The 21782-nt window shown below is 71.6% G+C and carries 18 protein-coding genes and 2 riboswitches; of the genes, 4 read left to right on the top strand and 14 right to left on the bottom strand.

What is annotated here, in order from left to right:
* Window positions 1–344: 344 nt before the first annotated feature.
* Both AHOG_RS10700 and AHOG_RS10695 read left to right on the top strand, forming a co-directional pair.
* Window positions 345–953: a superoxide dismutase gene (locus AHOG_RS10700; protein ID WP_093941233.1), complete on the top strand. Its 609-nt coding sequence runs from the start codon at window positions 345–347 to the stop codon at window positions 951–953.
* Between the two features lie 217 nt (window positions 954–1170).
* Window positions 1171–2043, top strand: a complete 873-nt coding sequence (locus tag AHOG_RS10695) for a TIGR03560 family F420-dependent LLM class oxidoreductase (protein ID WP_093941232.1) — start codon at window positions 1171–1173, stop codon at window positions 2041–2043.
* Between the two features lie 205 nt (window positions 2044–2248).
* On the opposite strand, the gene AHOG_RS10690 is transcribed toward AHOG_RS10695, so the two are convergent.
* The 7 genes from AHOG_RS10690 to metE form a co-directional block, all read right to left on the bottom strand.
* Window positions 2249–3511, bottom strand: a complete 1263-nt coding sequence (locus AHOG_RS10690) for an MAB_1171c family putative transporter (RefSeq protein WP_093941231.1) — start codon at window positions 3509–3511, stop codon at window positions 2249–2251.
* A gap of 73 nt (window positions 3512–3584) precedes the next feature.
* Window positions 3585–4250, bottom strand: a complete 666-nt coding sequence (locus tag AHOG_RS10685; RefSeq protein ID WP_169725841.1) for a hypothetical protein — start codon at window positions 4248–4250, stop codon at window positions 3585–3587.
* Entirely contained in the window at window positions 4243–4701 is a 459-nt protein-coding gene (locus tag AHOG_RS10680) for a helix-turn-helix domain-containing protein (RefSeq protein WP_245856686.1), read from the bottom strand. The genes AHOG_RS10685 and AHOG_RS10680 overlap by 8 nt, the downstream gene beginning before the upstream one ends.
* Before the next feature lie 811 nt (window positions 4702–5512).
* Window positions 5513–6661: an N-methyl-L-tryptophan oxidase gene (gene solA / locus AHOG_RS10675; RefSeq protein WP_093941229.1), complete on the bottom strand. Its 1149-nt coding sequence runs from the start codon at window positions 6659–6661 to the stop codon at window positions 5513–5515.
* 199 nt (window positions 6662–6860) lie between these two features.
* Window positions 6861–7490 (bottom strand): MBL fold metallo-hydrolase, encoded by a 630-nt coding sequence (locus AHOG_RS10670; RefSeq protein WP_093941228.1) that lies wholly within the window; start codon window positions 7488–7490, stop codon window positions 6861–6863.
* A complete protein-coding gene (locus AHOG_RS10665; protein WP_093941227.1) occupies window positions 7490–8575 on the bottom strand; it encodes an S-(hydroxymethyl)mycothiol dehydrogenase in 1086 nt (361 codons plus the stop codon). The genes AHOG_RS10670 and AHOG_RS10665 overlap by 1 nt, the downstream gene beginning before the upstream one ends.
* 262 nt (window positions 8576–8837) lie before the next feature.
* A complete protein-coding gene (metE, locus tag AHOG_RS10660) occupies window positions 8838–11138 on the bottom strand; it encodes a 5-methyltetrahydropteroyltriglutamate--homocysteine S-methyltransferase (RefSeq protein ID WP_093941226.1) in 2301 nt (766 codons plus the stop codon).
* A 165-nt stretch (window positions 11139–11303) separates the two neighbouring features.
* A riboswitch (cobalamin riboswitch) is annotated at window positions 11304–11474 on the bottom strand.
* Window positions 11475–11615: 141 nt separating this feature from the next.
* On the opposite strand from metE, the gene AHOG_RS10655 reads away from it, so the two are divergent.
* Window positions 11616–12164 (top strand): acyl-CoA thioesterase, encoded by a 549-nt coding sequence (locus AHOG_RS10655; RefSeq protein ID WP_093941225.1) that lies wholly within the window; start codon window positions 11616–11618, stop codon window positions 12162–12164.
* A gap of 398 nt (window positions 12165–12562) precedes the next feature.
* Here AHOG_RS10655 and AHOG_RS10650 read toward each other — a convergent pair whose 3' ends face one another.
* Window positions 12563–13357 (bottom strand): ABC transporter permease, encoded by a 795-nt coding sequence (locus AHOG_RS10650; protein ID WP_211290571.1) that lies wholly within the window; start codon window positions 13355–13357, stop codon window positions 12563–12565.
* Complete coding sequence (locus AHOG_RS10645) at window positions 13354–14313, bottom strand: ATP-binding cassette domain-containing protein (protein ID WP_093941224.1); 960 nt, start codon at window positions 14311–14313, stop codon at window positions 13354–13356. The genes AHOG_RS10650 and AHOG_RS10645 overlap by 4 nt, the downstream gene beginning before the upstream one ends.
* Window positions 14314–14493: 180 nt before the next feature.
* Here AHOG_RS10645 and AHOG_RS10640 point away from each other — a divergent pair, with 180 nt between their 5' ends.
* Window positions 14494–15273: a TetR/AcrR family transcriptional regulator gene (locus AHOG_RS10640; RefSeq protein WP_093941223.1), complete on the top strand. Its 780-nt coding sequence runs from the start codon at window positions 14494–14496 to the stop codon at window positions 15271–15273.
* Window positions 15274–15301: 28 nt separating this feature from the next.
* Here AHOG_RS10640 and AHOG_RS10635 read toward each other — a convergent pair whose 3' ends face one another.
* The 5 genes from AHOG_RS10635 to AHOG_RS10610 all read right to left on the bottom strand — a co-directional run bounded on the left by AHOG_RS10635 (window position 15302) and on the right by AHOG_RS10610 (window position 21324).
* Window positions 15302–16849, bottom strand: coding sequence for a multicopper oxidase family protein (locus tag AHOG_RS10635; RefSeq protein WP_184450854.1), 1548 nt, complete (start codon window positions 16847–16849; stop codon window positions 15302–15304).
* Between the two features lie 560 nt (window positions 16850–17409).
* Entirely contained in the window at window positions 17410–18327 is a 918-nt protein-coding gene (locus AHOG_RS10625) for a metal ABC transporter permease (RefSeq protein WP_093941221.1), read from the bottom strand.
* Entirely contained in the window at window positions 18324–19325 is a 1002-nt protein-coding gene (locus AHOG_RS10620) for a metal ABC transporter permease (protein ID WP_093941220.1), read from the bottom strand. Before AHOG_RS10620 ends, AHOG_RS10625 begins: the two co-directional genes overlap by 4 nt.
* Entirely contained in the window at window positions 19322–20224 is a 903-nt protein-coding gene (locus AHOG_RS10615; RefSeq protein ID WP_245856685.1) for a metal ABC transporter ATP-binding protein, read from the bottom strand. The genes AHOG_RS10620 and AHOG_RS10615 overlap by 4 nt, the downstream gene beginning before the upstream one ends.
* Window positions 20225–20337: 113 nt before the next feature.
* A complete protein-coding gene (locus AHOG_RS10610) occupies window positions 20338–21324 on the bottom strand; it encodes a metal ABC transporter solute-binding protein, Zn/Mn family (protein ID WP_245856684.1) in 987 nt (328 codons plus the stop codon).
* A gap of 208 nt (window positions 21325–21532) precedes the next feature.
* Window positions 21533–21778, top strand: a riboswitch (cobalamin riboswitch).
* Window positions 21779–21782 lie beyond the last annotated feature (4 nt).

Raw genomic sequence — 21782 nt, 5'->3', positions numbered from 1 at the left:
TTCGGCTGGGAGACGCCCCGGCCTTAGCCCACCGGACCGGTTCAGTCGTCCACCGACCAGGTGGTGCGGCCGGACGGGTCGGCCGGGCCGAAGTCCCGTTCGCCGTTCACCGTGCACGAGGGACCAGTCGTCCGTCCGCCTCCCGACGCGGGCCCGATACGTCGAGAACACCGCCGCCCGCCCCGGCCGCGGGCAGGCCGGCATCTCGTGGTCGAACACGTGTCCCTCCGCACAGACGGAACGGCTCGCGCGTACCCCGAGGTGAGACGGGGGCACTTCGGGTTTAGCGTTAGGGCTGATCCACTGCGTTCCTTCGTCCACAGACCAATGCGAGGTGGCTACTCGTGACGTACACCCTTCCGGACCTGCCCTACGACTACGGTGCACTCGAGCCGCACATCTCCGGCAAGATCATGGAGCTGCACCACAGCAAGCACCACGCGACCTATGTCAAGGGCGCCAACGACGCGCTGGACCAGGCGGCGGAGGCTCGGGAGAAGAACCAGCTCGGCACCGTCAACCTGCTGCAGAAGAACCTCGCGTTCAATCTCGCGGGCCATGTGAACCACTCGGTGTTCTGGCCGAACCTCTCGCCGGAGGGCGGCGACAAGCCGGACGGCGAGCTGGCCGCCGCGATCGACGAGACCTTCGGCTCCTTCGACGCCTTCCGCGCGCACTTCACCGCCAACGCGCTGGGCATCCAGGGCTCCGGCTGGTCGATCCTGGCCTGGGACGCCCTTGGTCAGCGGCTGCTGCTCGAGCAGCTCTACGACCACCAGGGCAACCTGGCGGCAGGCAGCTACCCGCTGCTGATGCTGGACATGTGGGAGCACGCCTTCTACCTGCAGTACCAGAACGTGAAGGCCGACTACGTCAAGGCGTTCTGGAACATCGTCAACTGGGCGGACGTCACCGAGCGCTTCCAGACCGCACGGGGCGTCAAGATCGGCTGACGCTGTCCGCGGCCGTCTCCTCGGCCGTGGAGCCGCACACACTCGAGTGCCTCGTCGCCGCTCTCACCAGAGCGGAGACGGGGCATTTCGGCGTCGGTGGGGAACGACTCGACGAGGACGCAGGGCCGACGCCGGACGATCAGCACGGTCGCATGGGCCGTGTTTGACTCGGGCGGGCACGCGGTCGCGCCGCGTCCGAGCATCAGGAGGCCCCGACATGAGACTCGGCCTGCAGATCAACCACTCCGCCTGGCCCGACGGCCCCCGCAGGCCGGGCGCCGAGCTGGCCGCCGTCGCCCGCACCGCCGAGGCGGCCGGTTTCCACTCGATCGCGGTGATGGACCACTTCTTCCAGTACAGGGAGCCGGGCCCGTCGGAGGGCTCGATGCCGGAGGCGTACACGACCCTCGGCCTCCTCGCCGCCCAGACCTCGCGAGTGCGGCTCCTGGCCCTGGTCACGGGAGCGACCTACCGCCCGCCCGCGGTGCTGATCAAGGCGGTCACCGCGCTGGACGTGCTCTCGGGCGGGCGAGCCGAGCTGGGCATCGGCGCGGGCTGGCACCAGGAGGAGGCGGACGGGCTCGGTCTGCCCTTCCCGCCGCGGGCCCGGCGGTTCGAACACCTGGAGGAGACCCTGCGGATCGCCGAACACATGTGGTCCGCGGAGGAGTCGCCGTTCCTCGGCACGCACTTCCGGCTGAGCAGACCGCTGAGATCGCCGCGGCCGCCGTCCCGACCGCATCCGCCCGTCATGGTCGGCGGCGCGGGCGAACGCGAGACGCTGCGCCTGGTCGCCCGGTACGCCCAGGCCTGCAACCTCGCTCCCGGGCCGAAGCTGGCCCACGAGCTCGCCGTCCTTCGCGCCCACTGTGAACGGGAGGGCCGCGACTACGATTCCATCGAGAAGACGCTGGTCCTCCCCCTCGACATCGGCCCTCGAGGTGAGAACGTCGACGCGCTGCTCACCACCATGGGCGAGGCGGCGGGGCTGGGGATCACCCGGGTGATCGGCACGGTGCCCGACGTCCGCTCGATCGCCCCGCTGGAGCTCATCGGGGCCCGTCTCATCCCGGCCGCCGCCCGGCTCTGAGGACGAGCGGGAGGCAGGGCGTGGTCTCCCACGCCGCACCACTCGACAGACCGTTCCACCCGACACGCCGCTCGAACCGACCGACCGCACGAACCGCCGAACAGACGACGGTCAGCCGGGCCTCCTCCATCCGCCGGGCACCGCGGACCGGCCGGCCGGCCGCCGTCCCACGGGCACCGCGGGACGACGGAGGACCGCCGCGGGCTCAGCCGTCCGCGCCCGCAGGTCGATCGGCCGCGGCCCGCGTCACGAGTTCGGGGATCAGCGGGGACGAGACGAAGGCACGCGAGACGAGCCTCAGGAAGGCCGCCTCACTGCGCAGCTCCGGCTCGATCTCCGTGCGTTCCACGGGCTCCGCCGTCTGCTCGCCGTCACGGGCCGGGCTGCCGTGGCGTAAGGCCTCGATCGCCGCCGCCAGCCCCACCGCCTCCACCGTCGCCGCCAGCTCGTCGCCATCGAGACCGGCCGCCCTGGCGCGCTCCTCGGCCAGCGCCTCGACCGCCGGGTCCCGATGGGGGCGCAGGACGAGCGCTCCGTCACGGATCTCGATGACCCGGCGATACAGTCGCATCCCGACGTCCCGACGGGCGTAGCTCCCCGTCACGGCCTGCGGCGAGGTCAAGGCGATCTCGGGCACCGCCGTGTACAGGGCCGTCCACAGGGGTCGGAGCTCACGGTGGACGCGGTACTCCCGTGGCCACCGCACAACACGCACGGCCGCGGGGGCGATGACCGGCAGCGAGATTCCCAACAGCATCACCAGCACCGAGATGGCGGGCATCCCGACGCCCATGGTGCAGCCGAAGTTCTCGAAGGGATGGAGGCAGAACTCCGAGACGTCGTCCGGTCCGTTGAGCGTCTGCCGGATCGTGCTGACCAGCTTCTCCGCGATGTAGGACAGGCCGAGGAGACAGCCGAGGGCGAGCAGCCGCAGGCCGACCCGCAGCGGGCCTCGGGTGGCCGAGGAGTACCGCAGCGTCATCCGGCCGAGGTCGATGAGCACCGCGCCGAGGTAGGCGGAGTAGACCAGGACGTACCCGGCCAGCGTCGGCTGTTCGGCGTAGTACTCGGAGAACAGGCCCCGGCTCTCGGGGATGTCGGCGAGGAAGAACAGCACCCACATCGCCGACACGGAGACGCCGTAGGTGATCAGGTGGCGTGGCAGACGCGCTCGCGCCTGCGCGGGCGGGTACGCGAGATAGAGGACCAGGGCCAACGCCGCCAGCGCGGCCGTCAGGGTGGCGGTGTTGGACAGCAGCCTGCCCAGGTTCGGGTAGAGCCTGCCCTCGATCTCCTGCACCGCGGGGGCGAGGACGAAGAAGGCGAAGCCGAGGGCGCCGAGCAGGGCCGCCAGGGCCCAGCGGCCCGGGTTGGCGCGATCGCCCGCGGAACGTAACGCCCGGTACGCGCGGTATCCGGCGGCCAGGAAGGTCAGCGCCGAGACGCTGAGGAAGAGCAGCGTGACCATGCGGATCGGTCTCCTTGCCGAGCTGGCTGAACGGCGGATGAGCCTGTCGGGCCTCTCGACGTCCGGTGTTCGCTCAGCCGCCGAACACGTCGCGAAACCGGTCGGCGATCTGGGCGGCCTGCGGAGAGCCGGGGTCGTCGACCGTCTCCCCGCTTCGATGGCGCGCACGCTCGAGGATCAGCGACGCGATCATCTCAGCTTCTTGCTCCTCGAGTTCCGAGTAGGAGGTGCGGCCCATCATCCGCACCGCCACGGCCGGGTCGACGTCCGGCGCCAGCCTGCGCAGGAAGTCGCGGTCGAGCAGTTGTCCGCCGCGGTGTGCGGAGATCATGTGACCGACCTCGTGCAGGACGATGTGCCATACGTGCAGCGGAGTCGTCCTGGCATGAGCGATCACATCGGCGTCGCCGAGGTCGAGCCACAGTCCGCAGGCGCGGCCCGCGACGTGCTCGCTCGGATGCAACAGGATCGGGCGGCCGCGATGCTCGGCGAGCCGGTCCAGGAACACTCGAAGCTCGAACGGGCGAGGGATGCCCGCCTCCTCGTCCAGTCTGCGCACGCGGTCCTGGCAACGCCGCCGCAGTTCCTGATAGCGCATCGAGGTCATCGCCTCCCTGATCAGCGGCGGTGCCCAGCCGCGAGCCAGGCGAAGACACACGGGAGGGATGGTCTGCACCCTGTCGAGGTCATACCCGATTTTGTCACGCCCGCCCGTCATCTGTCGGCAGCCGTCAGGCATCGGGCGAGGAGGAGCTCTGGCCGGGGGCTCCGCCGGATCGGTATCCCCGAATCTGGCTGATCTCGGCGACGATGCGGGCCACCGACCGCCGGGCGTCGTCGTCCAGCTCCATGGTCCGCAGGGCGACGTCCCGAACGTCGGCGTCGCGCAGCGCGGTGATCAGGTCGAGCTGCGCGTCGACACGGGCGGCGTGGGCGTCGTCGAAGAAGTAGGCGGGCGGCACACCGAAGAAGTTCGCCAGCGCCTCCAGATGCCGTTTGGTCGGGTTGTCCGAGCGTCCCTTGCGCAGCGCCCAGATGTAGCTCTGGGAGATGTTGACGCCCTGCTCCCTGATGGCCGCGGCAACGTGTTCATTGCTGTATTCGGCCTGGCCCGCGACGCGAACCTTGCTGAACAGGTAGTTCAGCTTGTCGGCCAGGCTCCGTTCACCCTGTGTGTCCGACACCGCCACGCTGACCACTCCCCAGTCCGGTCTCCACTCACGAAAAACACGAATGGAGCAACATCTTCACCCCGGTTGAAAAAATCTCTGTCTCAACCCTAGACTTCCACTGACGGCGGCTCAACTGACCTGAAGATCGAGCCAAGTCAACTTCCACTGGAGTGGAGGTCCACGCGCCAGCCTGGGGATGCCGGGGGCGGCAGGGTGGGTCACCGCCCGGATGTCGGGGAGGGGCGTCCGGGCGGTGATCGACTTCCCGCCACCGGCCTGGGCGGGTCGGCCGCTCCCACGGCACGCGACGAATCGATCTCACGCCCCGCGGCGCCCGTGCCGACACCGCCGCCGAAGCTCCGGCGAGCGCCGAGCCGCGAGGCAGCCGAGTCGTCGACGCGCAGCCGGTACCTTCCCGTCCTCTCCCCCGCCGCGCCATGACCCGTGCCTCGTCGCCGTCCCCCGTCACCACGCGGCCGAGGGCGCCGACGTCTGCTCCTCTCGTCCGCGTCCGCGCTCGGGGCGGCGCATCCGGTCGCGCCTGCGAGCCCGAGCGGGATCGACCGGACGGCCGTGTGGCGCGGCGACACGCGGCCGTGCGGCCGATCAGCGGAACGGACCGGCCCCGAGACGCCGACGTCTCCGGTGGCGCGCTCGTCCGCTCTCGCAGTTCGGGGGAGATTCGTCCGCCGTCAGACCCGTGTGATCGACGTCGTGGTGGGCGAAACCACCGGTACCGGCGAGGCAGGCAGATCGGGGGCGCGCACCCGGTCCGCCGTTGTCCGGCCGACGGGCCGACCGTGTCCGCCCCGCCGCGGACGGACGCGGTTCAGCCCTGAGGGCCGAACCGGAGCGGGTCGAACATGGCGATCGGGTGGCGGGTGGTCCCCCTCGCGACGAGGTCGGCCACGATCTCGCCGACCACGGGCACGAACTTGAACCCGTGCCCGGAGAAGCCGCAGGCCAACGTGACCCGGTCATGACGCGGATGGGGACCGATCACGAAGTGCTCGTCGGGCGTCGTGGTGTACATGCAGGTCTTCGCCCGTGCCAGCGGTCCGGGCAGCGTCGGGACCCGCGTCGACAGGAACCGCCGCAGCTCCTCCTCCTCGCCCTCGGCCACCCGCCGATCGATCGTGTCCGGCGTGCAGGCATTGTCCCCGCTTCGGAAGAAGGCCGCCTTCACCGTGCCGTCGGACTCCGCGTGCATCGGAAAGGCGTACGCCTGCCGCCGCCCGGCGTCCTCCCAGATGAAGATGGGATGCCGCTGCTCGGCGAACGACGCGGGGCCGGCGGTCGGCCGGAACCAGAACTGCACCATCCGCTCGACCACCAGCGGAAGTCCCAGCCGCGCCAGCAGATCGGGTGCCCAGGCGCCCGGACAGATCACCAGGCGTTCCGCCCGGTGGACGCCGTCGTCGGCGTGCACCGTCACGCCCGCGCTGTCGGCCGTCCACGAGTCCACCCGCACACCGTGCCGCAGCTCGGCGCCGTGCCGACGGGCCATGGTCAGGTTCGCCGTCACCGACTGCTCGGGCGAGACGAAGCCCGCCGCCGCCTCGTAGAGCGCGACGTCGGAGTCGGCGGGGGTCATGGTGGGGAATCGGCGACGGATCTCGGCGGCGTCGAGCAGCTCGTGGTCGAGTCCGTGTGCCTCGGCGCTCCGCAGGCTCCCCGCGACCGCGAGGCTGTCGGCGGGCCCGACCATCAGGCCGCCCGTGCGATGCCGGATCTCCAGGCCCGACTCGGCCTCCAGCTCGTCCCACAGCTCGTAGGCACGCAGCAGCAGCGGCACGTAGTCCGCACCCTCGAAGTAGGCCTGCCGGATGATCCGCGAGCCTCCGTGGCTGGAGCCCTGGTCGTGCACGGCGGGAAACCGGTCCAGGCCCAGCACCCGCAGGCCCTCGGCGGCGAGTCGGTGAACGGCGGCGCCGCCCATGCCGCCGAGACCGATGACGATGACGTCGTGGGAGGACATGGCGACTCACCTCGTTGGTCGGTCCGGCCGTGCGGGCGGCGTGCCGGTGCTCGGCGACGTTCGGCGGCGCACGGCCCGATTCGGACTCTGCCCGGCTCCCGCGTCCGCTGTCCAGTCCTTTCCCGTCACACGAGTCCGCCGCCGGGCCCGGCGTCCGCGCGGTCGAGGGCACCGGCCGCGGACGACGGGAAGACGCGGCTCAGTGCCCCCTGGCGATCCACGCGGGCAGCGCGGGCGCCTCGGCGCCGATGGTGGTGCGGTCTCCGTGCCCGGTGTGGACGACCGTCTCCGCGGGCAGGGTCAGCAGCCGATCCCGGATCGACGCGATGATCGTCGGGAAGTCGGAGAACGACCGGCCGGTGGCACCGGGGCCGCCCTCGAACAGCGTGTCGCCGGTGAAGACGGCCGACAGCGCCGGTGCGTACAGGCTGACCGAGCCCCAGGTGTGGCCCGGTGTGGCCAGCACGTGCAGTTCGGTGCCCGCGACCGTGAGCACCTGTCCGTCGGTCAGGTCGCCGCCGGGCGCGACACCGGGGTGGGTCTGATCCCAGAGTTCGCGGTCGGCGGGATGGAGCAGCACGGGGGCGTCCAGCGCGGCGCCCAGCGCCACGGAGCCGTTGACGTGGTCGTTGTGCCCGTGGGTGCACACCACGGCCGTCACGCGACGCCCCGCCACCGCACGCTCGACGGCCGCCGGGTCGTGTGACGGATCCACCACCACGATCTCGGCGTCGTCCCCGATGAGCCAGACGTTGTTGTCGACGTCGAAGTCCTGGCCGTCGAGGCTGAAGACTCCGGAGGTGACGACGTGTTCGATCCGCGCGGTCATCAGAGCACCACCACCGAGCGGAGCACGTCACCCTGGTGCATCCGGGCGAAGGCGTCCTCGACGTCCTCCAAGCCTATCTTCTCGGTGACGAAGGCCGCCAGGTCGAGTCGGCCCTGGAGGTAGAGGTCGACCAGCATCGGGAAGTCGCGGCTGGGCAGGCAGTCGCCATACCAGGAGGACTTGACCGCGCCGCCCCGCGAGAACACGTCCAGCAGCGGCAGCTCCAGCGTCATCTCGGGGGTGGGCACCCCGACCAGGACGACCTTCCCCGCGAGGTCGCGGGCGTAGAACGCCTGGGTGAAGGTCTGCGGGACGCCGACCGCGTCGATCACGACGTCCGCGCCGTTGCCGCCGGTCAGCTCCTTGACGGCGGCCACCACGTCGACCTGGTCGGCCCGCACGGTGTCGGTCGCGCCCAGGCCTGTCGCCCACTCCAGCTTCTTCGGGTCCAGGTCCACGGCGATGATCCTGGCGGCGCCCGCGAGGCGCGCACCCGCCACCGCGGCCGCGCCCACGCCGCCGCAGCCGATGACCGCGACCGAGTCGCCACGGCCGACCTCGCCGGTGTTGATCGCCGCGCCGAGGCCCGCCATGACGCCGCAGCCGAGGAGCCCGGCGACCGCCGCTTCGGCCCTGGGGTCGACCTTGGTGCACTGGCCCTGGTGGACCAGGGTCTTGTCGGCGAACGCGCCGATGCCCAACGCGGGCGACAGCGGGGTGCCGTCGGTCAGCGTCATCCGCTGTGTGGCGTTGTGCGTCGCGAAGCAGTACCAGGGTCGGCCTCGGCTGCATGCACGGCACCGCCCGCAGACCGCACGCCAGTTCAACACCACGTAATCCCCGACGGCGACGTCCTCGACGCCCTCGCCGACGGCCTCCACGGTGCCCGCCGCCTCGTGGCCGAGGAGGAACGGGAACTCGTCGTTGATGCCGCCCTGGCGGTAGTGCAGGTCCGTGTGGCACACGCCGCAGGCGGCGATGTCCACCACCACCTCGCCCGGTCCGGGATCGGGGATCACGATCGTCTCGACGGTGACCGGCGCGTCGCGCGTGGCGGCCACGACCGCTCTGACCTGCTGCGGCATCCGAACTCCTCTGGTCGGCCCGATGCCCGGCTGCCTCGGTGGCGCCGGGGCGAAGGATCACGGTAGAGCACCACCGGCCGTCGATCCACCGCCACGCGGGGAGTCCGCCCGGTACGACGGGAACGAGTGGCGGGACGAGGCGTCCACCGGCTCGTTCGGGTGTGCACGATCGTCGGCGCGGGAGGCGGCGCCCACGACCCGGCCTGCCGGGCGGGCGGGGCGTGCCGGTGCGGCGCCGCCCCGCCCGTCGGTGGACGAGAGATCAGCCGGACACCTGTGCGCGGCGGGCACGCGCCGCCGACACCATGGCCCGCAGGGCGGGCTCGACCTCCGCGTAGCCCCTGGTCTTCAGGCCGCAGTCGGGGTTCACCCACAGTCGGTCGCCGGGTACCGCCGCCAAGGCGGCCCCGATCAGCCGGGTCACCTCCGCCTCGTCCGGCACCCGCGGCGAATGGATGTCGTAGACGCCGGGTCCCACGCCTCGGCGGTACCCGATCTTGTGCAGATCGTCCAACACCTCCATTCGGGAACGCGCCGCCTCGATCGTGGTCACGTCCGCGTCGAGGGCGTCGATGGCGTCGATGACGTCGCCGAACTCCGAGTAGCACAGGTGGGTGTGGATCTGTGTGCTGTCGGCGGCGCCGGAGGTCGCCAGTCGAAACGAGTCGACTGCCCAGGCGAGGTAGTCGGCACGGTCGGCCTCCCGCAGCGGCAGCAGTTCCCGGAGCGCGGGTTCGTCCACCTGCACGATGCGCAGCCCGGCCCGTTCGAGATCATGGATCTCGTCGCGGAGCGCCAGCGCCACCTGGCGTGCCGTGTCGCCGAGCGGCTGGTCGTCTCGGACGAACGACCAGGCCAGGATCGTGACCGGCCCGGTGAGCATCCCCTTGACCGGCCGTTCGGTCAGTGACTGCGCGTAGGAGCTCCACTCGACGGTCATCGGGGCGGGCCTGCTGACATCGCCGTGGATGATCGGCGGCCGGACGCAGCGAGAGCCGTAGGACTGCACCCAGCCGTGCTCGGTGGACAGAAAGCCTTCCAGGTTCTCGGCGAAGTACTGCACCATGTCGTTGCGCTCCGGCTCGCCGTGGACGAGCACGTCGAGTCCGATGTCCTCCTGGAGCGCGATGACGTCGGCGATCTCCGCGCGCATCCGCCGCCGGTACTCGGCCTCGTCGATCCGGCCTGCCCGCCGGTCCGCCCTCGCCCGGCGCACCCCGCCGGTCTGGGGGAACGATCCGATGGTCGTCGTGGCCAGCGGGGGAAGTCCGAGCCGCTCGGCCTGGCCGCGCGCCCGGACGTCGTAATCGGCGCGCCTGCCGTGCTCGGGGCGCAGGGATTCGAGCCGGGCCCGGACCCGCTGGTCGCGGGTCGCCGCGCCGTCTCGTGCCCGGAGCACCCGCCGGGAGTCCTCGAGTGCGGGGGCCGCCTCGTCGGCGCCGCCCAGCGCCTTGGCCAGCAGGACCACCTCGTCGACCTTCTGTCGTGCGAAGGCCAGCCGAGAGCGTAGCGCCGGGTCCAGTCCCGTCTCGGCGTCCAGGTCGTAGGGCACGTGCAGCAACGGCGCGGAGGTGCCGACCGTGACGTGGTCGGCGATGCCGAGCAGCATCGCGCAGTAGGCGAGCGCCTCGTCGAGGTCGGTGCGCCAGACGTTGCGTCCGTCGACGACCCCGGCGAGAAGGGTCTTCTGTCGGAGCCCGGCGACGCTCGCGATGCCCGTGAGATCGGCGCGGCCCGCCACCAGGTCGAGTCCGACGGCCTCGATCGGCGCGGCCGCGAGCACGCCCAAGGCGTCGCCGAGGGCGCCGTGGTATCCGGCGACCAGGATGCTCGGTCGCCGTTCCGCCTCGCCCAGCCTGCGGTAGGCATGGGCGAGCGCGTCGAGTTCGGCCGGGGTGCGATCGGCGGCGAAGGCCGGCTCGTCGAACTGGACCCATTCGGCGCCCGCCGCGGCGAGTTCGGCGAGCAGCTCCACCTGCGTGTCGATCATGGCGTCCAACAGGTCCAGCCGGTCGAAGCCCGCCGGGGCGTCGGGGGCCGCCTTGGACAACAGCAGGAACGTGACCGGCCCGAGCAGCACCGGCCGGGTGGTGATGCCGAGGGCGGCGGCCTCGCGGAACTCCTCCACCGGTTTGCGACCCGCCAGCCGCGGCACGGTGTCGGGGCCCAGTTCGGGGACGAGGTAGTGGTAGTTGGTGTCGAACCACTTGGTCAGTTCGAGGGGTGCGAGGGAGTCGGCTCCTCTGGCCGCGGCGAAGTAGGCGTCCAGCGACGGGCGGCCGCCCTCGGTGTAGCGGGCGGGCAGCGCGTCGACCAGGACCGCCGTGTCGAGGACCTGGTCGTAGTAGGAGAATGTGTTGGAGGGCACCGAGCCGAGGCCCGCGTCCCTCAGGGCCGTCCAGGTGGCGGCGCGCAACGTGGCCGCGACCTCGTGCAGGGCCGCCGCGTCGATGCGGCCTGCCCAGTACGCCTCCAGGGCACGCTTGAGTTCTCGATCGGGTCCGATCCGGGGGTAGCCCAGGACCGTGGCGCCGAGCGCCGGGGCATGCGTGCGATGGGTCACTGCTCTCTCCTCGCGAGGCGGCAACGGACCCCGAGGCGGGCACGCGGCGGCCGGAACGCGAGCCGAGCAGGACACGGCCGAGGCCGATCCGCCAGGCACTCGCCCCGGTCCTCCCGCGAAGACCTCGGAGCGGCACGGACCCGTCAGGTCCGTGCCGCCGACGGCAGGTCTTCGGACTCACGGGCGTCTCCGACCGGGGTCGGCTGGCCTACTGTCCGTCGCTTCCCGGCGGTGTCGACCACCAGTGCTGTGACCGTCCTCGCTTCTCGAGGACGGTGACGGAGTTCGTTCCCGTTCACCGCTGCGGGGCAGTCCCGGACTCGCACCGGGTTCCCTCTTGCCTCGTCAGCGCCGCGATCCCACCCGCTGGGCATGGGCTCGACAGTGCCGACGAACCATCGGCGAAACCGATCTTAGCCGGCCGAACTCGACGTGGGCTCGACGTCCCGCTCGCCGGGATCGCCTACCCTCGGCTCCATGCAGACCGCCTCCGAGCTCCCCGGCAAGCCGACCTCGGCAGCGGCCACCACACTCAGTCAGATCATGACCGCGACCGAGACGAACCTCTACGGCACCGTCCACGGCGGCGTGATCATGAAATTCGTCGACGACGTCGCGGCGGCCTGCGCGGGGCGACACTCGGGCGGGACGGCACTGACGGTGTTCATGGACGAGATGCTCTTCCTCGTGCCGGTCCGAGTCGGTGACCTCGTCCACGCCAGCGCCCAGGTCAACTGGACGGGCCGGACCTCGATGGAGGTCGGGGTGCGGGTCGTCGCGGAGCGATGGAACGAGTCGGTGCCGCCCACGCACGTCGCCAGCGCCTATCTGGTCTTCGTGGCGGTAGACGCCGAGGGACGGCCGAGGCCGGTTCCCGAGGTGCTGCCGGAGTCGCCCGCCGAGCGCCGCAGACATGCCGAGGCGGGCATCCGCCGGGAGCACCGGCTGGCCCGCCGCGAGGCCATCAAGCGCAGCCGGGAGACGGAGGGCGAGTCCGCGGCCGCCGACTCCGCGCCGCGTTCCTGAGTCTCGTCCGGGCCGGTCCCGCGCCCGGGTCGCTATCGGGGTCGGGGTACGGGACGACGTCGCCGCGGCACCCGCGGCCGAAGTCCGAGTCGTCGAGCGCGGGCGGTTCGTCGTCACCCCTCATGGACGACGAACCGCCCGCACGTGCGGCGGCGGGCCGGGACGGAGATCGCCGGACCCGGCAGACGGGCCTCCCCCACACCCGTCTGCCGGGCCGTCCTCGGGGCCGCCACCCACACCGCGACGACTTCCCCCGGATTCGGCGAGCACACCCCCGGTACTCGGCGACCGCCCGATCGGGGGAGTCCGCTCCCCGTCTCGGGTGATCGCCGGACCGTCCGATGTCGACGGTGGCCGTCCGGTGTGCTCCCGCAGGGCGCGGTCCTCGAGGCGTCGCCTCAACGGGCGGTGCGCCGGACGAACAGCACGCTGGAGATCACGAACGCCAGCGTGCCCAGCGTGACGCACCAGCCGACCGCCCACGCGGCGCTGCTCCCGACGGGCGTTCCGGACAGCAGCGCGCGGACCGTCTCGATGACCGGCGTGGCGGGCTGGTGGTCCGCGATGACACGCAGGGCGGCGGGCATCGTCTCCGTCGGGACGAACGCACTGCTCAGGTAGGGCAGGAAGAGGATGACGAAGGAGAACTGCCCCGCGCCCTCGACCGTCTTGGACACGACGCCGAAGATCATCGACAGCCAGCTGATCATCAGCACGTACAGCGCCACCACGCCGAAGACCCCCACCCAGGCGAGCAGGTCGGCCTGGGGCCGAAAGCCGATCAGCAACGCCACGAGGATCACCAGCGTGGTGGAGACGATGTTCCGCAGCAGGCTCGTGATCACATGGCCGGTGAGCACCGCGCTGCCGACGATCGGCAGCGATCGGAACCGATCGATGACGCCGGTGACGAGGTCGGCGGTCAGTCCCGTTCCCGTCTGGGCCGCGCTGAAGCCCGCCGACAGGATCAGCACGCCCGGAACGGCGTAGTCGACGTAGCCGCCGCTGCGGTCGATCGCCCCGCCCAAGACGAACACGAAGAGCAGCATCATCGTGATCGGCAGGATCAACGACACGATCAGGTCGTCGGGAGTGCGCAGGACGTGCCGAATCCGCCTGCCGATCATGGTCATGACGTCCGAGACGGCCCAGCGCAGGCTCGAACGGCTCGTCGGAGTGGTCGCGGTGTTCATCGGGCTGCCGTCTCCTGAGGTACGCGGGGGGTGTCGGTGAGGGATAGGAACACGTCGTCGAGGGTCGGGGTGCGCAGTTCGAGGCCGGCCGCGGGCGCCTCCGCCCGGCGCAGCCGATCGAGCAGGACGCGGACCTGCTCGGCGCTGCCGTCGAAGGCGACGCGCAGGCACAGGTTCGTCTCGTCGCGGTGCAGCGTCTCGGCGCCGAGGTGCCAGGCGGCTCGTTCGAGCGTGGGGACGTCGGCGAAGGTCAGCTCGACGGCGCCCGCCGACAGACCGCGCTTGAGTTCCGCGGCGGTGCCCTCGGCGACGATCCGTCCGCCGTTCAGGACGGCGATCCGATCGGCGAGCTGGTCGGCCTCCTCCAGATACTGTGTCGTGAGCAGGATGGTGACGCCGTCGGCGACCAGTTCCCGGATGACCGACCACATCGTCTGTCGACTGCGGGGGTCCAGGCCGGTCGTCGGCTCGTCGAGGAAGATCACCGGCGGCGCGGTTATGAGACTGATCGCGAGATCGAGCCTGCGGCGCATTCCGCCGGAATACCGGCCCACCAGGCGGTCCTGGGCGTGTTCGAGGTCGAATCGGCGCAGCAGCTCCGCCGATCGCCTGCGGGCCGCCAACCTGCCGAGGTGATTCAGCCGCGCCATCATCACCATGTTCTCGCGGCCGGTCAGCACCTCGTCCACGGCCGCGTACTGCCCGGTCAGACTGATCACGCCCCGCACCGCCTTGGGCGTGCGCACCACGTCGTGGCCTGCGATGACGGCCCGTCCGCCGTCCGGCGGGATCAGCGTCGACAGAATGCGCACCATCGTCGTCTTGCCCGCGCCGTTGGGGCCGAGCAACGCGAAGATCGTGCCAGGCGCCACCCGGAGGTCCACTCCGCGTAACACCTTGTTCTCGCCATAGGACTTGGTGAGTCCGACAGCCCGAATGATCGGGTCCACTGTCATCCCCTCTTCCCCCTCATCTGTTCCGAGTTCCGGACGTCGTCGTACCGCCGAGGCCGGAGAACGACACCGGATCGGAAGACTCATATATGCGATAAACGGACGTGTTTATGCCGTACGTTCCGGTGTATCTTATACACAGACCTAGGATGCCGGTCAACCGACGACGGGACGTGGGAGACGATGGACACCGACGCGACAGCAGGGCTGTCCCAGGCCCTGACGATGCTGTGGAAGGACGCGGCAGCGGACGAGGCGCCCCGACGACACACCCGGCCGGGACTGAGCCTGGCGGCCATCGTCTCGGCGGCCATCGAGGTCGCCGACGCGGACGGACTGGCCGGGCTCTCCATGGCGGCGGTCGCCCACCGCCTCGGCTTCACGACGATGTCGCTGTACCGCTATGTGAGCAGCAAGGACGTCCTGCTGGTCCTCATGCACAACGAGGCGACGGCGGTGCCCGACACCGCACCGGAGTCGCCGCCGCAGGGCTGGCGCGCCGGTCTGGAGGCCTGGACCCGCGACCAGCTCGCGATGTACCTCCGCCATCCGTGGCTGGCCGACATGAAGATCACCGGACCGCCGTTGACTCCGACCTCCCTGGCCTGGATGGAGCGTGGGCTCGCCACCATGCGGGAGACGGGGCTGAGCGAGATCGAGAAGCTCAGCGTCATCGCGACGCTCACCGGCTACGTCCGCCACGAGGCCGCCTTCGCCCGGGATCTGTCTCGTCCGGACCCGCAGCAGGGCAGCAGCGGCCCCTACGCGCAGACCGTGGCCCGGCTCGTCGACCCGGCGACCCATCCCGCGCTGTCCGCCGCGCTCGCCGCGGGCGTGTTCGAGGACGAACCCACCGGGCCGCTCCAGCCCGACGACTACCTGGCGGAGGCCTTCACGTTCGGCTTCGAGCTCATCCTGAACGGCGTCGCCGCGCTCGTCGAGAAGCGCACCCCACCCGGCTGAGCCGACGGCGCGTCCCGCCGCGGGGCGGTCAGTGGACCTGGAAGTTCGCCATCATCATCATGTCCTCGTGCTCCAGGTTGTGGCAGTGGAACACGTATCGGCCGGTATGTCCGGAGAACCGGATGATGATCTCCGCCTCCTCCCCGCCCGCCAGGTCGATGGTGTCCTTCCAGCCCGCGTCGTAGGGCCCCGGCGTCCGGTCGTTGCGGGTCAGCACCTGGAAGTGGGCCATGTGCAGGTGCACCGGATGGTGGACGTTCGTCCGCAGTCGCCAGATCTCGACCGAGCCGAGCACCGGATCGGCGTCGATGCGCTCGGGGTCGAAGGGGCGGCCGTTGATCGTCCACATCCGCGCGCCGTCGATCCGGTCTCTGGCGAAGCGGAAGTCGCGTTCGACGACGGCCGTGGCGGGGTCGAGGGTCTCGAACTCGACGAGTCGATCCGGGATGACGGAGTCGTCGGTCTCCTCCCGAACGACGTGGAACCGCATCACCGGGCGGGTCGTCTCGGTGCCGTAGGCGTTGACCAGCGTCACCTCGGTGCCGACCGGGTACGCGGAGAAGTCGATCACCACGTCGAAACGCTCCGCCGAGGCGATCTCGATCTGGTCGTGTTCGATCGGCGCGCCCAGGAGCCCGACGTCGCTGCCGATCTGCACGAAGGACGGCCCGGACGCTGGCGGCGGATCCAGGAGCAACTGGTAGCGCCGTGCGTTGGAGGCGTTCAGGACGCGGAAGCGGTACCTCGTGTCGGAGACCTCCAGATACGGCCACGGCGCCCCGTTGACCAGGATGACGTCGCCGAGCACGCCCTCCATCATCTCCTCGCCCACCCCGGGGACGCCCCCGAGCGAAGGGTCGAGGGAGGGATAGTCGAACGAGCCGTCCTCGGCGAAGCTGCGATCGCAGATCATCAACGGGATGTCCCGTTCGCCGCCGGGCAGCCCCAGGGCGTCCTCGGCGCCGTCGCGGAGGATGTGGAAGCCCGCGAGTCCTCGGTAGACCTGCGGGCCGGTGAAGTCCATCCGGTGGTCGTGGTACCAGAGCGTGCACGCGCGCTGCTCCAGCGGATAGACGTACTCCCGCTCGTCCTGGCTGGTGTCGCCTGCCGGATAGTGCGCGACGTGCTCGGGATCGGGCTCCCAGCCGCCGACCGGCAGGATCAGATCCGTCGGATATCCGTCGTGCTCGGCCGGGTTGACCCCGCCGTGCAGGTGCACCGCGACCGGCACCGGCAGCTCGTTGCGCTGTCGCACGACCACTCGTCTGCCCAGGCGCGTCTCGAGGGTCGGACCGGGGAAGACGCCGTTGTAGCCCCAGACCTCCGTGGTCAGCCCCGGCAGGATCTCGACGTCCGCCGCGCGCTGGGTGATCTCGTAGTAGTCGGTGGTGTCGTCCGTCCTGGTGGGCGTCAGCACCGGCGGGACGGGCAGCGGCACACCGAAGGGATCCGGGAGCGGGGCACCGCTGGGCACCAGTATCCCGGTGCTGCCCTCGGCCGCGCAGGCCGACAGCAACGGCGCCGCCACGACCGCGCCGCCGAGGAGTCGCAGCATGGTCCTACGAGTGAGCGTCATGCCCAGGTCCTCCAGAGTTCCGATCAGGCTGAGCGGCGACGCCTGCTCGCCACCGGAGCGATCCGACGCACAGCGTGATCGTTCTACCACGTTCCGAAGTCGACCCGGGTGCGTCGCGCGGTGTCGGTCGGCGTCGCGTCCACCACACCCGATCGGCCGGTACCCGCGGTCGCCGTTCGGGCCGGTCCACCGCCGCGGCCTGTCTCGGGACGGACCTGCCTCGCGCCCGGCGCGGTGCGGCCGTCGTGCCCGGCCCGCGCCCGCACCTCCCCACGACGCCGGACGCGTCGGATCTCGCCCCGACTCGCCGTCGTCCGGGCACCCCTCGGACCGTCTGTGCGGATGCGGGCCAGGCCTCTCGTCTGCCGTGAGAACAGTCGGCCGCCTCGCTGAGACCGGCGAGGAGGGCGCTGTCCACGGAGGCGGGTGTGGTCATGACGGACGCGGCCCCTTCTCGGGGCCGGTCCCGTGCTCTCCACGCAGCGGAGTGCCCAGGTCGGCGCGGCGATTCGTGGTCGTTCGCCACGTAGGTGGACGACGGCCGGCGCTGCGACGTCCTGTCAACCGCGGTCCACGGGCCCAAGGGGGCGGCCGGGTCGGCTCCGCGCCGCGCCCGCGGCTCGTCGGGAGACGCGCAGCAGCCCGCGCCGTCCGCCGAAGAGCAGGGCCAGGACGAAGAGCCCGACGGCGCTGAGTCCGACGGTGCCCGCGATCGAGGCGTTCAGACTCACGGCCAGCCGTTGTCCGACGACGGCCGCGATCCAGGCCGAGGCCACCGCGATGGCCAGCATCCCGTCGAGCCGCACCGCGAGCAGTCCGCCCGTCGCCGCGGGGACGATGAAGAAGGTGACCACCAGGATCGCGCCGACGCTCTCGAAGGCCGTCACCGCCACGAGCGCCGTCGCCACCAGCACCGTGCGATCGACGATCCGAGGGCCGAGTCCGGCGACGCGGGCGAAGTCCGGGTCGAACGTGGCCGTCTGGAGGGGTCGCCAGAGCAGCAGGATCACCACCAGCACCGACACCGCCGCCAGGCCGGTGATCAGCAGCGATCGAGGCACGTCGACGCCCAGGACCGCCACGGTGCGCAGCGGCGCGAAGGTGATCTCCCCGTAGACGGCGGCGTCGAGGTCGAGGTGTGCGCCGGAGGCGTATCCGCTCACCCCGACGACTCCGAGGGAGAACAACGCGGGGAACACCAGGGCGATCGCGGCGTCCGATCCCAGCAGGCCGCTGCGACGCAGTGCCGTGTAGCCGAGCACGCACACCACGCCGAACGCGGCGGCGCCCAGGATCATCGTCAACGGGGCCCGCCCGCCGGTGACGAGATACACCAGGACGATCCCCGGCAACGCGGCGTGGCTCATCGCATCGGACAGCAGAGCCTGTCCGCGCAGCACGAGGAAGCAGCCGAGCAGGGCGCAGGCGGTGCCGAGCAGACCGGCGGTGAGGACGATCACGACGTCGTCGGCGCTCATCGTCCGTCTTCCCCGGACCGGGGCACGGCCCCACTCGACGGAACCTCGTCCGACGGCGGTCCGGCGGCGCGAGGGGCGGCCGGACGTGCGGCTGCCGCGTAGAGCGGGTCCGGACCCGAATTCGTCGGACGTCGCCGTCGCGAGGAGAGGGCCCGCGGCAGCACCCCGCGACGCGGCGCGAACAGCACCGAGGCGAGCGCGGCGGCGGTCGCCAACAGCACGATGACCGGCCCGGTCGGCAGGTCGGCGGTGCCGGAGACGAAGGCGCCGAGCCCGCCCGCCGCCGCACCGATCAGGCCGGCCGCGGGCACCAGCGTGGACAGCCTGGTCGTGAGCTGGCGCGCGGCCACGGTGGGCGCGACGAGCAGGGCGACCATCAGGATCGCCCCCACGGTGCGCACGCCCAAGACGATCCCGACGACCAGCAGCGTGGTCGTCAGGACGTCCACCGCCCAGCTAGGCGCCCCCGCCACGGCGGCGAAGCCGGGATCGAAGATCGCCGTCCGCAGCAGCCGGAACCAGACCAGCACCGCGCCGAACGCGAGGGCCCCGACGATCGCGGCGACGACCAGATCGCCGACCACGAGGCCCGCGGCCTGTCCGAAGAGGTACTCCTCCATTCCGCTCCGCCCGCCCGCGCCTTCGGCGGAGAGCCTGGTGAGCAGGACGATGCCGAGGGCGAAGGCGGCGGAGAGCACCACGCCGATCGCGACGTCCGGGCCGACCCGGCCCGCCCGTTCCAGGCCGATCATGGCCAGCGCGGCGAGGATCGCCGAGAGGGCGGCTCCGATCAACAGGATCGGGGCGTCCTTGACTCCGGCGACCATGAAGGCGAGCACGACGCCGGGCAGGGTTCCGTGGCTCATCGCGTCGCCGAACATGCTCCGCCCCCGGAGCACGGCGAAGGGCCCGAGGAACCCGGCCACCGCGCCCAGCAGCGCGGAACCGCCGATCACGACGGAGGCGGCATAGGACAGGCCGAGGACGCCGCCGGTCATGCCCGCCGCTCCGGCCCCGCCGGACCCGGGTCCGGCGCGGGCGGGTTCGTCGTCGCCGGGCGCCGGTCGGCGGTCTCGGAGTCCGCCCGATCCGTCCCGGCCGGACGCGGTGCTCCCCCGGCGAGACGTGCCGTGTCCCGGTCTCCACCAGGCGCGGCGTCGGCGGCATGGCCGGCCGCCGAGCCGTCGGCGGCTCGCGCGGCGCGGTCCACAGCGGGGTCCGAGTCCGACGCCGGGGCACGGCCCGGCATCGGGATGCCGTAGGCCGTCTCCAGGTGCTCGGGCCGCAGCACGCGGCTCACCGGCCCGTCGGCGATCACCCGGCCCGCCAGCAGCACGGCGTGATCGAAGTGGTCCCGCACCGTGCGCAGGTCGTGGTGCACCAGCAGCACCGAACGGCCCTCCCGCTCGCACAGTTCGGCGAGCAGCGCCAGCAGCCGTGCCTCGGTGCTCGTGTCGACGGCGGCGAAGGGCTCGTCGAGCACCAGCAGGTCGGCCTGCTGGGCCAGCGCTCTGGCGAGGAACACCCGCTGCCGCTGGCCGCCGGACAGCTCGTCCAACGGCGTGTCGGCGAAGTCGGCGGCGCCCGTGCGGTGCAGCGCCTCGCTGACGGCGAGATCATCCTGTCGGGTGAGTCGACGGAACCAGCCGCGATGCGGGTAGCGGCCCATCTCCACGACCTGCACGGCCGTGATCGGGAAGTCCTGGGCGACGGCGTCGCGCTGCGGGACGTAGGCCACCCGGCGCCGCACGTCGGCCAGCGGCCCGCCGAGCAGCCGGACGACGCCCCCGCCGGACGGGAGCAGGCCGAGCGCGGCCTTGACCAGGGTGGACTTCCCCGCGCCGTTGGGCCCGACCACGGCGGTGAGTCGACCGGCGGGCACGGTCAGCTCCGGCACCGTCAGGACGGTGCGCCCGCGATAGCCGACCGCGAGTCCGGTGACGGCGAGGGCAGGGCGCGGGCCGGACCTCTCGGGGGACGTCGGAGGCTCCGGCGCGGCGGCACGGCCGATCACCGCAGGCCCGCCACGAGCAGCTCGACGTCCGCGCGGACCATGCCGAGATAGGTGCCCTCCGGCGTGCCCGCCGGGCCCGCGGCGTCGGAGTACAGGCTGCCTCCGAGCGTCGCCGTGGCCCCGAGGGCGGCCGCGGCGTCGAGGACGGCGGCGGCGGTCTGACCGGACACGCTGGACTCGACGAACACCGCCCGGACGCCGTGCTCGGCGATGATCCCGGCCACCCGATCGATGTCGCCGATGGTGGCCTCGTCGACGGTGGACACGCCCTGCACCGCCTCGACGCGGATGTCATAGGCGCGACCGAGGTATCGGAAGGCGTCGTGCGAGGTGATCAGGATGCGACGGGGCTCGGGGATCTCGGCGAGCCGTGCGCCTACCTCGTCATGGAGTTCGTCCAGCTCGGCGCGATGGCGTTCCCACCGGGCGTCGAAGCCGTCGGCCCGGTCGGGGTCGAGTGCGGCGAGCGTGCTGCCGACCGAGGCCAGCGCGTCGCTCCACAGTGCCACGTCGAACCAGATGTGCGGGTCGTACTCGGTCGCCGTGCCCGCCTCCTCGGCGAGCAGGAGGGCGTCGGTCGGCACGGTCTCGCCCACGAACAGGACCGCGGTGTGGCGTGCCAGGTCGTCGAGCACCGGACGGAGGCCCGCCTCCAGGTGCAGGCCGACGGCGACGATCAGGTCGGCCTCCCGCAGAAGTCGCAGATCACCGGCCTGAGCCTGGTAGAGGTGTGGGTCGACGCCGTTGCCCATCAGCCCGGTGAGCTCGATGTCGTCGCCGCCGATCTCGCCGACGGCGTCGGTGAGGAAGTTGGTGGTGGTCACGACGCGAAGCCTGCTCCCGGCCTCGACGGAGCCCTCGCCGTCCTGACGCACCGCCCAGGCCGAGGCGGCGAGGACGACCACCAGCGCAGCGCTGATCCCCAGCACGACACGTCGTCTGCGGCGCGCCCTGGCACGGTGTCTGCCCGACTCTGCCTGCACTATCCCGTCCACGGCTGCCTCTCGGCCGGATGGCCCGAACTGATGAGACCAGTTTTCACTAAGGACGAGCTTTCGTCACCTTTCCGATCGGCGTGGTCACCCTGTGGTCATCCGCCGCTCGCCCGGTTCTCGGCGAGCCACCCTAACCGACCGCAACCGGGAACACGCCAGGATATTGGGGTGAGACAAAGCAGCGACCCCAACATGTAGTCTCTCCCCCGCTGATGGTTCGTCAGGGCGCCAGGCGGCGTCCCGACGAGGAGACAGGGAACCCGGTGTGATTCCGGGACTGCCCCGCAGCGGTGAACGGGAACGAAGGCCGTCGCCGTCCACACCGGACGGTGCACACACTAGGAGACCTCGGTCTCTCGGGAAGTGACGGCCGTAGGACCGGCGAGCACCACCTCGCCGGACGCCCGTAAGTCCGAAGACCTGCCATCGGCGCGTGCCACCGAGCA

Origin of the sequence: Actinoalloteichus hoggarensis, assembly GCF_002234535.1 — a bacterium.
GTDB lineage: Bacteria > Actinomycetota > Actinomycetes > Mycobacteriales > Pseudonocardiaceae > Actinoalloteichus_A > Actinoalloteichus_A hoggarensis.
Note: the sequence above shows the minus strand (reverse complement) of the source record. Positions and strands in the feature narration are given on the sequence as shown.

Coding starts and splice junctions, on each gene's coding strand:
- AHOG_RS10645 (WP_093941224.1), bottom strand. CDS start 14,313: ATGACAGTGGACCCGATCATTCGGGCTGTCGGACTCACCAAGTCCTAT.
- AHOG_RS10695 (WP_093941232.1), top strand. CDS start 1,171: ATGAGACTCGGCCTGCAGATCAACCACTCCGCCTGGCCCGACGGCCCC.
- AHOG_RS10670 (WP_093941228.1), bottom strand. CDS start 7,490: ATGACCGCGCGGATCGAACACGTCGTCACCTCCGGAGTCTTCAGCCTC.
- AHOG_RS10690 (WP_093941231.1), bottom strand. CDS start 3,511: ATGGTCACGCTGCTCTTCCTCAGCGTCTCGGCGCTGACCTTCCTGGCC.
- AHOG_RS10620 (WP_093941220.1), bottom strand. CDS start 19,325: ATGACCGGCGGCGTCCTCGGCCTGTCCTATGCCGCCTCCGTCGTGATC.
- AHOG_RS10650 (WP_211290571.1), bottom strand. CDS start 13,357: ATGAACACCGCGACCACTCCGACGAGCCGTTCGAGCCTGCGCTGGGCC.
- AHOG_RS10640 (WP_093941223.1), top strand. CDS start 14,494: ATGGACACCGACGCGACAGCAGGGCTGTCCCAGGCCCTGACGATGCTG.
- AHOG_RS10625 (WP_093941221.1), bottom strand. CDS start 18,327: ATGAGCGCCGACGACGTCGTGATCGTCCTCACCGCCGGTCTGCTCGGC.
- solA (WP_093941229.1), bottom strand. CDS start 6,661: ATGTCCTCCCACGACGTCATCGTCATCGGTCTCGGCGGCATGGGCGGC.
- AHOG_RS10665 (WP_093941227.1), bottom strand. CDS start 8,575: ATGCCGCAGCAGGTCAGAGCGGTCGTGGCCGCCACGCGCGACGCGCCG.
- AHOG_RS10655 (WP_093941225.1), top strand. CDS start 11,616: ATGCAGACCGCCTCCGAGCTCCCCGGCAAGCCGACCTCGGCAGCGGCC.
- AHOG_RS10635 (WP_184450854.1), bottom strand. CDS start 16,849: ATGACGCTCACTCGTAGGACCATGCTGCGACTCCTCGGCGGCGCGGTC.
- AHOG_RS10685 (WP_169725841.1), bottom strand. CDS start 4,250: ATGCCTGACGGCTGCCGACAGATGACGGGCGGGCGTGACAAAATCGGG.